The sequence below is a fragment of the Pararoseomonas baculiformis genome (genome assembly GCF_017813395.1).
In the GTDB taxonomy this organism is placed as follows: Bacteria; Pseudomonadota; Alphaproteobacteria; order Acetobacterales; family Acetobacteraceae; genus Roseomonas; species Roseomonas baculiformis.
The window spans coordinates 18,037-27,633 of the sequence record NZ_JAGIZB010000036.1 but is presented as its reverse complement, the minus strand read 5'-3'; the positions used below and the strand labels follow the sequence as shown (position 1 = coordinate 27,633).

Sequence of the window (9,597 nt, the reverse complement as noted above, 5' to 3'; positions counted from 1 at the left end):
CGGGAGATCAGCCCCCGGTCGTACTCCCGCCAGTTCCGGGTCCGGTAGCGGGTCTTCGGCCGCTCACCCCGTGCCGATGCCTTGCTCATGCAGGCCTACCTGCAAGGTTTGTGCAACAACGCCAAGATTTACCGTGCCTAAGTGCCGAGGCAGGGAGGGGCTGCTCCTTGATCACGATCGCCTTCTGCCCGATAGCGGCCGAGACTGCGTCAGCGTTCGACTAGTCCGGGAGTCCGGTCCATGGGTGGGGCGGCACGGGTGGCCAAGCTCCCTCGCGTTCAACGACGACCGCTGCCCGGGTGCCACGGAGGGGTACAGGTTCGCGCGGTGGCTCATCAAGCGAGATTTGGACGCGGGCGGAACGGGGCTGCGAGCTCGCCGGAGGACCATTCCCGGGACAGGAGCCCTGTTCGATGCCGAGGAACGCGAGAGTCTACCCGAGCCGTCGCCCAGCCGTGGAACCGGCGCGTGCTGGGCGGAGAGCCCGACGAGCGGGACCGCCGCAGGTTGACGGCCTCCGTGGCCGGCGCGAGGCTCGCCCTCGCAGAATCGTTACTCACTGAGCCTGAATTTCTCGCTCGCTCACCCGAACAGGGATCTGAGCGCCCTGCAGCACGCCGCGCTCACGGGAGGCAGGGCCGAGAGGGAGGAGGGTGGGTGATGGGCGAAGAGGGCTGCGTGGGGATCTTCTGGCTGCTGCGCGACGGCGGCGGGCCGTGCGAGGTCGTGACGCGGGGCTGCCCGCTCGCGGGGGCTGAGGAGTACGGCGACTGCCTGACCTTCGGCGAGGGGCACTACGACACCTGGGAGGCGTGGCGCGACGGGAGCCTGCGCCTGGAGCCCGCGTCGCTGCACCTGCGCCGGGTCATCGGACGGGCCGAGTACGAGGAGTGGCCGCGCGGGCGCGTGGTGTACGAGCGCCCGGCCGGCCTCTTCGTCACCTACGCCGACCGGCAGGCCTTCCCGCATCGCGCGATAGTCGAGGCGCGCTTCGGCCTGCCGCCCGGGCGCAGCGCGATGCGGACGGACCTGCACTACCGCAGCACGCGCCGCCTCGCGGCCGTCCCGGGAGCACCGGCTTGAGCGGCGCCGCAGCGGGCGCGGCCCCCCTCCCCGCCACCGCCGCCGCGCCGGGAGCCTTCCGCGCCTGCGTCCACCGCGGCACTCGTCAGATCGGCGGCACCTGCGTGGAGCTGTCCTGCGGTGGCGCCCGCCTGCTGCTCGACCTCGGGATGCCGCTCGACGCCGACCCGGCGGGCGACCCCGCCGACTTCCTGCCGGCAGTGCCCGGGCTGCGGGAGGCAGCGCCCGACCTGCTCGGGCTCGTCCTCACCCACGGCCACGCCGACCACTGGGGCCTGGCGCCGCACGCCGCCGCGCCGCTGCCGACCGCCATGGGCGCGGCGACCCGGCGCATGCTCCACGCCGCCGCGCCCTTCGTGCCCCGCCCCGTGCCCTTCTCGGCGGAGGCGGAGCTGCCGGAGCTGTCAGACCGCCGGCCCGTCCGGATCGGGCCGTTCACGGTCACGCCCTTCCTCGTGGACCACTCCGCCTACGACGCCTACGCGCTGCTGGTGGAGGCGGGAGGACGGCGGCTCTTCTACTCGGGCGACCTGCGCGGCCACGGCCGCAAGGGCGCGCTCTTCGAGCGGCTGCTGCGCGACCCGCCCCGGGGCGTGCACGCCATGCTGATGGAGGGGTCGAGCCTCGGCCGCCTGGACCCGGAGGCGCGCTTCCCGACGGAGGAGCAGGTCGAGCTGCTGCTGGCCGAGCGGATGCGCGCGCCGGGCCTCGTGGCCGTCTGCGCCTCGGCCCAGAACGTCGACCGCGTGGTCAGCCTCTACCGCGCCTGCAGGCGGACCGGGCGGGTGCTGGTGCTCGACCTCTACGCGGCGGAGGTGCTGGCCGCGACCGGCAACCCGCGTGTTCCCCGCGCCGGGTGGGACGGCGTCGCGATCTACGTGCCGGAGTACCAGCGGCGCCACGTGGCGCGCCGCGCGCTCTTCGGCCTCATCGACCCCTACCGGCCGCACCGGATCTTCCCCGAGCACCTGGCCCGGCTCGCGCCGCGCGCGGCGATGCTCCTCCGACCGGCGATGCTGCCCGACGTCGACGCGCTCGGCACGGCCTGGGACGGGGCGCGGGCGATCTGGTCGCAGTGGGACGGATACCTGAGGGACGGCGCGGGCGGGCGCCTCGCGGCCGAGCTGGAGCGGCGGGGCGTGCCGCTGGAGGTGGTCCACACCTCCGGCCACGCCAGCATCGCGGACCTGCGTCGGCTGGCGCGGGCCGTCGCACCGGGCGCGCTCGTGCCCGTGCACAGCTTCGAGGGCGACAGGTTCGCCGCGCTGTTCGGACCGGGGGTGGTCCGGCGCGCGGACGGGGAGTGGTGGGAGGTATGATTGACGCCGTTTAGACGCAGCATCCCGGATGGCCTGCTGTCCGCGCTCAAGGGGCTCGCCCAGGATGCCGAGCCCAACTGGTGGAGGGAGCTGCTGGCCCATCGGTTCACCGACGTGCTCGGGAAGAAGCAGCCACTCTACGTCGCGTTCCGCGACGGCTACCTCAATGCCTACGTCGAGGGTCAGTCCGTGCTGAAGCTGGGGTGGGACGAGAGGGCCGGTCGGGTCCGGGGTGAGATCCACGAGAAGTACGTCGACCCGACGGCGACCGGACAGAGGTACTACACGTTCGACGGCGAGCGACACCGGACTCCCGATGGCGCGGCCGCGGAGCACGTGCCCGATCTCGAAGCGCGCGTCGCGACGGCGCAGGGCTATGCTCGCCCGAAGAAGGCAGACTCGGCGCCCGGCGAGAAGCAGGGCGTGGCCGCGATCGTGGCCCGCAGCCCGAACGTCGTGGACGTCGAGATGGCCCTCCCGCCCAATCCGGGCATGCCGCGGGTCGCGGACCGCATCGACCTCGTCGCGCTCGAGAGGGAGGAAGGCAAGATCCGGATCGTCCTCTACGAGGCCAAGAACTTCACCAACACCTCCAGCCTCCGGGCGGAGACCGGGCCCGCGAGGGTGCACGAGCAGATCGAGCGGTACGAGGGATGGCTGACGCCCCAGCGGAGGGCCGAGTTGGTCGGGGCCGTGCGGAAGGCCTGCGAGTACCACCGCGAGATCCACCTGATGCGCGCCGCCTGCGGCGGGAGCGACCGGGCCGGGCCGTTCGCCGAGGCCCACCCCGTCATCGCGGAGGCCCTGGAGCCGGGCTCGAGGCTCGACGTCGACGGCAAGCCCCGGCTGCTCATCATGGGACCGGAGGTCGGCAGGGCAGGCGTGTGGGAGCCGCACCGGAGGAAGCTGGAGGCGCACGGCCTCGTGGGGCGGATCCGGGTCGTGCCAGACCTCGACGCGCCCCTGCCCGGCGGCTGAGGGTCCCGCAGGCCAGGGTCGATCGGCAACCAGGGCCCGGCGAGCCCGCGTCGTCCACCAGGGCGGCCCAGGCACGCCGGCGGGCCCCGGTCTCGGGGCGGCCCGCCGACGAGGGGCGTGGCCGAGCGGCTCGCCGGGAACGTCGAGGACCGGGTGGCCGGCGGCGCCGGGGGAGTGCCTCACGCAGCCTTCCTTGCGGCGCCCCCGGCTTTACCCCACACTCCGCCTCCAGGGGGCCCATGGACGACACCTTCGACCGCGCTGAGGCGCCGCCTCCCCTTCCTGACCCACAGGCATCGCTCCCACCGCTCGCCACCCTGTCCGCAAGCCTCCAGCCCTCCATCAGCGTCGCCCTCTGGCAGAACCACGTGCCGGTCCTGACCGAGCTGACCCTCAGGGCGGGCTCGGCCGAGGACCTGGGCGACGTGACCCTTCGCATCTCCTGCGACCCGCCGGTGATCGGGGCGCGCGACTGGCGCCTGCAGGGAGTCTCGCGCGGTCAGGTCCGGGTCCTCTCGGACCTCGACCTGACGCTCGACGGCCCGCTCCTGGCCGACCTCACCGAGGGCACCCGCGGGACCGCGACCCTCACGGCGCGGCGCGGTGGGCCGGAGGGCGAGGTGCTGGCGGAGCTCCGCCGCGACCTCCGCGTCCTCGCCCACAACGAGTGGGGCGGCACGCAGGGCATCCCCGACATCCTCGCCGCCTTCGTGGAGCCGAACGACCCGGCGGTCGCCCGGGTCCTGCGCCTCGCCTCCGACGACCTCAGCGCCCGCGGCAGGCCGGACGGACTGGAGGGCTACCAGGAAGGCCGCAAGCCGCGCGTCTGGGAGCAGGCGGAGGCGCTCTGGCGCGCCGTCTGCTCCCTCGACATCCGCTACGTGAACCCGCCGCCGTCCTTCGAGCAGGTCGGCCAGCGCATCCGGCCGCCCCGGCAGATCCTGGAGGAGCGGCTCGGCACCTGCCTCGACCTCGCCGCGCTCTTCGCGTCCTGCATCGAGGCGATGGGCCTCAGGCCCGTCATCGCCCTGACCCGCGGTCACGCCTTCGTCGGGCTCTGGCTCGCCAGGCACGACTTCGGCTCGTCGGTGGCCGACGACGCCCCGGGGCTCCGGACGCGGCTTGCCCTCGACGACCTCCTCCTCTTCGAGGCGACCCTCGCCTGCGGCCGGGGACAGGCCGGGTTCCGGCGCGCCTGCGAGGCCGGCGCCGCCCACGTCGCGCCGGACAGGGACGGGGCCTTCGAGGCAGTGATCGACGTCCACCGCGCCCGCCAGCGCCGGATCCGGCCGCTGACCGCCAGGGGCGCGGCCTACGCCCTGCAGCAGGCGACCGGAGGGGATGAGGCCCCCGCCGCGAAGCTCGCGCCGGAGGAGCCGCCCCTGCTCCGCGAGGACGTGCTCGCGGAGCAGGAGGTGCCTCCCGCGTCTCCGGCCGACCGGCTGGAGCGGTGGCGGCGCCGCCTGCTGGACCTCTCCGGCCGCAACCGCCTGCTGAACCTGCGGACGGGCGGGAAGCAGGCGCTCGCCATCGACTGCCCGGACGCGTCCGGCCTGGAGGACCTCCTGGCGGGCATGCGCGGGCGCGCACGAGCCCAGCCGCTCCGCTTCCGCCCCTGGCCCGACCTCATGACCGGCGCCGACCCGCGCAGTGCGCGCCTCCACCGCGCCCGCATGCAGGAGGAGGCGGACCGCGCCTTCGCGACGGAGGCGCTGGCCCGCCGCGAGCTGGTGGTGGGCCGGGACGAGAAGTCCCTCCAGGACGCGCTGACCGAGATCTACCGGGCCGCCCGCGCCAACCAGCAGGAGGGCGGATCCAACACGCTCTTCCTGACCATCGGCTCGCTGCTCTGGCGGGCCAAGGGCAAGGAGGCGCCCTACCGCGCCCCCATCGTCCTCGTGCCCGTGGTGCTCGAGCGGCCGAGCGTGCGCTCGGGCTTCTCGCTCCGCGCGCACGACGACGAGACCCGACTGAACTCCACGCTGCTCGAGATGCTCCAGCAGGAGTTCGCCATCCGCTTCCCCTCGCTCGAGGCGGAGCGGCCGCCCGAGGACGAGACCGGCCTCGACGTGCGGGCCATCCTCGACACCTTCCGATCCAAGCTGAGGGACGTCCCGGGCTGGGAGGTCACGGACGAGGTCGCGCTCACCAACCTGTCCTTCACCAAGTACCTCATGTGGAAGGACCTGGCGGACCGCGCCGCCGCGCTGCGCGAGAGCGAGGTGGCGCGCCGCCTGATGGACGGCCCGGCCGACCGAGAGGCGCGAGATCCCGGCCTGCCCGCCGACGCGAACCCGGAGACCCCCCCGATCGACGTCGAGGCGGAGACCGCCGGCCTCGTCTGCCCGCTGGAGGCCGACAGCTCGCAGCTCCGCGCGGTCGCGTCCGCAGGCGCCGGGCGCAGCTTCGTCCTGATCGGCCCGCCCGGCACCGGCAAGAGCCAGACCATCGCCAACATCATCGCCGACACGCTCGCGCGGGGCCGGACGGTGCTGTTCGTCGCCGAGAAGCGGGCCGCCCTCGAGGTGGTGCAGCGCCGCCTCAGGCAGGTCGGCCTCGGCGACTTCTGCCTCGACCTCTTCTCGGCCAAGACGAGCAAGGTCTCGGTGCTCGAGCAGATGAACCGCGCCCAGGGGGCGCGGGAGGCGTTCCACGGGGTCGAGTGGAGCCGGGCCGGCGAGGAGGCCGCGGCGCTCCGGGCCGAGCTGAACGGCTACGTCCGGGAGCTGCACCGGCGGGGCCGCAACGGCTGGACGCCCTTCCGCGCCATGGGGGCCGTCCTGCGCGCCGAGGCCGGGGGCGTCCCGGAGGTCTCCCTCACCTGGCCCGACGCGGACGCCCACGACGAGGGCGGGTACCGGCGACTACTGCAGGCAGTCGGCGACGCCGCGTCCACCCTCACCCAGGTCGGCGACGTCGCCTCGGCCGCGGCCCTCGGCGGCGTCGAGGCGACGGAGTGGTCCCCGCCCTGGCAGGCCCGCCTGATCGAGGCCGCCAGCTCCGCGGCCGCGCGCCTCGCCGCCCTGCCGGAGGCCGCCGCGGCCGCGGCCCGGACGCTGTCCCTGCCCCCACCCCCGGCATCGCGTCCGGCCCTGGCCGCCCTCGACGCGCTGGCGGCGCTGCTGCTGGACCCGATCGCCGCCGACGGCGCGTGGGCGCTGGCCGAGGGGGCCGAGGCCACGATGGAGGCCCTCCACGCCCAGGCGGTCCGGGTCGCGCGGCACCGAGAGCTGAGCGGTGCCCTGGCTGGCTCCTGGCGGCCCGGGGTGATGTCGCTGCCGCTAGGAGAGATCCGCGCCGAGTGGCAGGCCGCCGGCGAGCGCTGGGTGCTTCCTCGGGTCCTGGCGCACCGCGCCCTGCGCCGCCGCCTCGCGCCCGAGGCCTCCGGCCCCGTCCCGGGCGACTGCGCGCCGGACCTCGCGCGGCTGGCGGAGATGCAGGAGATCGAGGCCGCCCTGGCCTCGGCCGGGGCGGGCCTCGCGGGCCATCTCGGCCCGCGCTGGCGGGGGCTCGAGACGGACTTCGCCCGGCTCTCCGCCGGCCACGCCTGGGCGCGCAGCCTGCGCGCGGCGGCCGCCTCCTCCGCGCCCGACACCGCGACGCTGCTGGCACTGCGCGAGCACCTGCGACGGCTGGCCGGCGAGGGCGCGGACCTCCTGGCGCCGGCCGGCGCCGTCGGCGCGCCCCTGCAGCGGCTGCGCACGGCCCACTCCGAGGCCCTGGCCGCGCTGGACGGCCTGACTCCCCTGAGCGGGGCCGATCCCCTCTCCATCCTCGACCCGGCCCGTGGCGACTGGGCACCTGCCCTGGCCGACCACCTCCGGGGCTGGGCGGGCGCCGCGCGGCAGCTCCGCGACTGGTGCGCCTGGCGCGGCGTGGCCCAGCGCGGCGACGCGCTCGGCCTGGCGCCCCTGCTGCGGGCGATGGAGGCGGGGTCCGTCGCGCCGGCGGACGCGGTGCGGGCCTTCGAGGCGAACTACGCCCGCTGGTGGATCGGCCTCGTCGTCGAGGCCTCGCCGCAGCTCCGGGGCTTCGTCGCGGCGCGCCACGAGCGGCGGATCGAGCGCTTCCGGGAGCTCGACGCCCACCTGCTGAAGCTCGCGAGCCACCTCACCCGCGCCCGGCTGGCCGGGGCGATCCCGGGTCGGGCGCAGCGGGAGCACGACCCGGAGTACGCGGTGCTGGCGCGGGAGCTGGCCAAGCGCCAGCGGCACCTGCCCGTGCGCCAGCTCGCCGCCCGCATGCCCCGCGCCCTGCGCCGCCTCGCGCCCTGCCTGATGATGAGCCCGCTCTCGGTGGCCCAGTACCTGCCGCCCGACGCCGAGCCCTTCGACCTCGTCGTCTTCGACGAGGCGTCGCAGATTCCCACCTGGGACGCGATCGGCGCCATCGGGCGCGGCCGGCAGGTAATCGTGGTCGGCGACCCCAAGCAGCTGCCGCCGACGAGGTTCTTCGAGCGGGCGCTGCCGGACGGCGAGGGCGAGGGAGGCGCGGTCGAGGTGGACGTCGAGGACCTGGAGTCGATCCTCGACGAGTGCCTCGGCACCGGCGTGCCGGCGGTCGAGCTGACCTGGCACTACCGCAGCCGGCACGAGAGCCTCATCGCCTTCTCCAACCACGCCTACTACGGCGGGCGACTGGTGACCTTCCCCTCCCCCGTCACCCGCGACGCCGCCGTGTCCTTCCGCCACGTCCCCGACGGCCTCTACGCCCGCGCGGGCGCCCGGACCAACCAGCCCGAGGCCCGAGCGGTGGTCGCCGAGGCGCTCCTCGTCCTCCGGGGCGTGCTCGCCGGGGGGCGTCCGCGCTCGCTCGGAATCGTCACCTTCAACGCCGAGCAGCAGGCCCTCATCGAGGACATGCTGGACGAGGCGCGGCGGGAGGACCCCTCGCTCGAGCCGTTCTTCTCGGACGACGCAGCCGAGCCGGTGATGGTCAAGAACCTCGAGAGCGTGCAGGGCGAGGAGCGCGACGTGATGCTCTTCTCGCTGACCTACGGGCCGGACGCGACGGGGCGGGTCGCGATGAACTTCGGGCCGCTGAACCAGTCGGGCGGCGAGCGGCGGCTGAACGTGGCGGTCACGCGGGCGCGGGAGGCGCTGATCGCCTTCGGGAGCCTGCGGCCGGAGCAGATCGACCTGGCCCGGACCTCTGCCCTCGGCGTCACCCACCTCAAGCAGTTCCTCTCCTTCGCGGAGCACGGAGCTCGCGCCTTCGCGACGGCCGCGACGGGACCGCTGGGCGAGCACGAGAGCCCCTTCGAGGTGGCGGTGGCCGAGCGGCTGCGCGCCAGGGGCTGGGTGGTGCACCCTCAGATCGGCGTGTCGGGGTTCCGGATCGACCTCGGCGTCGTGGACCCGGACGCGCCCGGGGCCTTTCTGGCCGGAGTGGAGTGCGACGGGGCGACCTACCACCGTGGCGCGACGGCACGGGACCGGGACCGGCTGCGGCAGGTGGTGCTGGAGGGGCTCGGCTGGCGCATCCTGCGCATCTGGTCGACGGACTGGTGGACCAACGCCGGGCGGGAGACGGACCGCCTGCACGCGGCACTCGAGGCGGCGCTGGCCGAGGCGCGCGCGGCACGGTCCGGGTCCGAGGAGGCCGGCGCTCCCGTCGACGAGCCACCCGCTGCTCGGGCCGAGGCCGACGAGGCGAGTAACCCGCGTCCAGAAGCCTCCGCTGCCGCCCCGGCCGAGGACGGCCCTGCCGCCGATCCGAGCCGCTTCTACGAGGACGAGTACAGGCCGGTCCTCGGCGCGATGATCGCGTCTGTGCTCGCGAGGGAGGGGCCGCTCCGCCTCGACCGGCTGATCCAGCGTATCGCCCGCGCGCACGGCTTCCAGCGGGCCGGCCGCGAGATCCAGGATCGCGTGGCTGCGGCGGTCCCACGTGCCTGCCCCCGCACCGAGGACGGTGCCGGCAGCTTCGTCTGGCCGCCTGGCTCCGACCCGAGAGGCCGGACGACGTTCCGGCAGCCCGAGCCGGGGCAGCAGCGCGATCCCAGCGAGGTGCCGATCGAGGTGCTGGCGGCGCTGGCCGCCGCCTGCCTGACCAGGCACCCGGACGAGGAGGCCGCCCTCGTCGCGATGCGAGACGCCTGCGGGCTCGCCAAGCTGCGCGAGGTCGCCCGCGAACGCTGCCGGCAGGCCATAGAGGTCGCCCGCCTGCGCAGCTCCGGCGCGCCGGCCTCGCCACACACGAGGGAGGAACGATAGCG

Annotated in this window: 4 protein-coding genes; all 4 read left to right on the top strand. The window is 75.1% G+C overall.

Going from position 1 to position 9,597, the window contains the following annotated elements; genetic code table 11:
* Positions 1 to 660: 660 nt before the first annotated feature.
* The 4 genes from J8J14_RS22125 (at position 661) to J8J14_RS22110 (ending at position 9,595) form a co-directional block, all read left to right on the top strand.
* The gene (locus tag J8J14_RS22125; protein ID WP_209381720.1) at positions 661 to 1,083 is read left to right on the top strand and encodes a hypothetical protein; all 423 of its coding nucleotides are present in this window, start codon (positions 661 to 663) and stop codon (positions 1,081 to 1,083) included.
* On the top strand, positions 1,080 to 2,402 hold the full coding sequence (locus J8J14_RS22120) for an MBL fold metallo-hydrolase (protein ID WP_209381719.1): 1,323 nt from the start codon (positions 1,080 to 1,082) through the stop codon (positions 2,400 to 2,402). Before J8J14_RS22125 ends, J8J14_RS22120 begins: the two co-directional genes overlap by 4 nt.
* The gene (locus tag J8J14_RS22115; RefSeq protein WP_209381718.1) at positions 2,403 to 3,380 is read left to right on the top strand and encodes a hypothetical protein; all 978 of its coding nucleotides are present in this window, start codon (positions 2,403 to 2,405) and stop codon (positions 3,378 to 3,380) included. It begins immediately after the preceding gene.
* 239 nt (positions 3,381 to 3,619) lie between these two features.
* Positions 3,620 to 9,595 (top strand): DUF3320 domain-containing protein, encoded by a 5,976-nt coding sequence (locus J8J14_RS22110; RefSeq protein WP_209381717.1) that lies wholly within the window; start codon positions 3,620 to 3,622, stop codon positions 9,593 to 9,595.
* Positions 9,596 to 9,597: the final 2 nt, after the last annotated feature.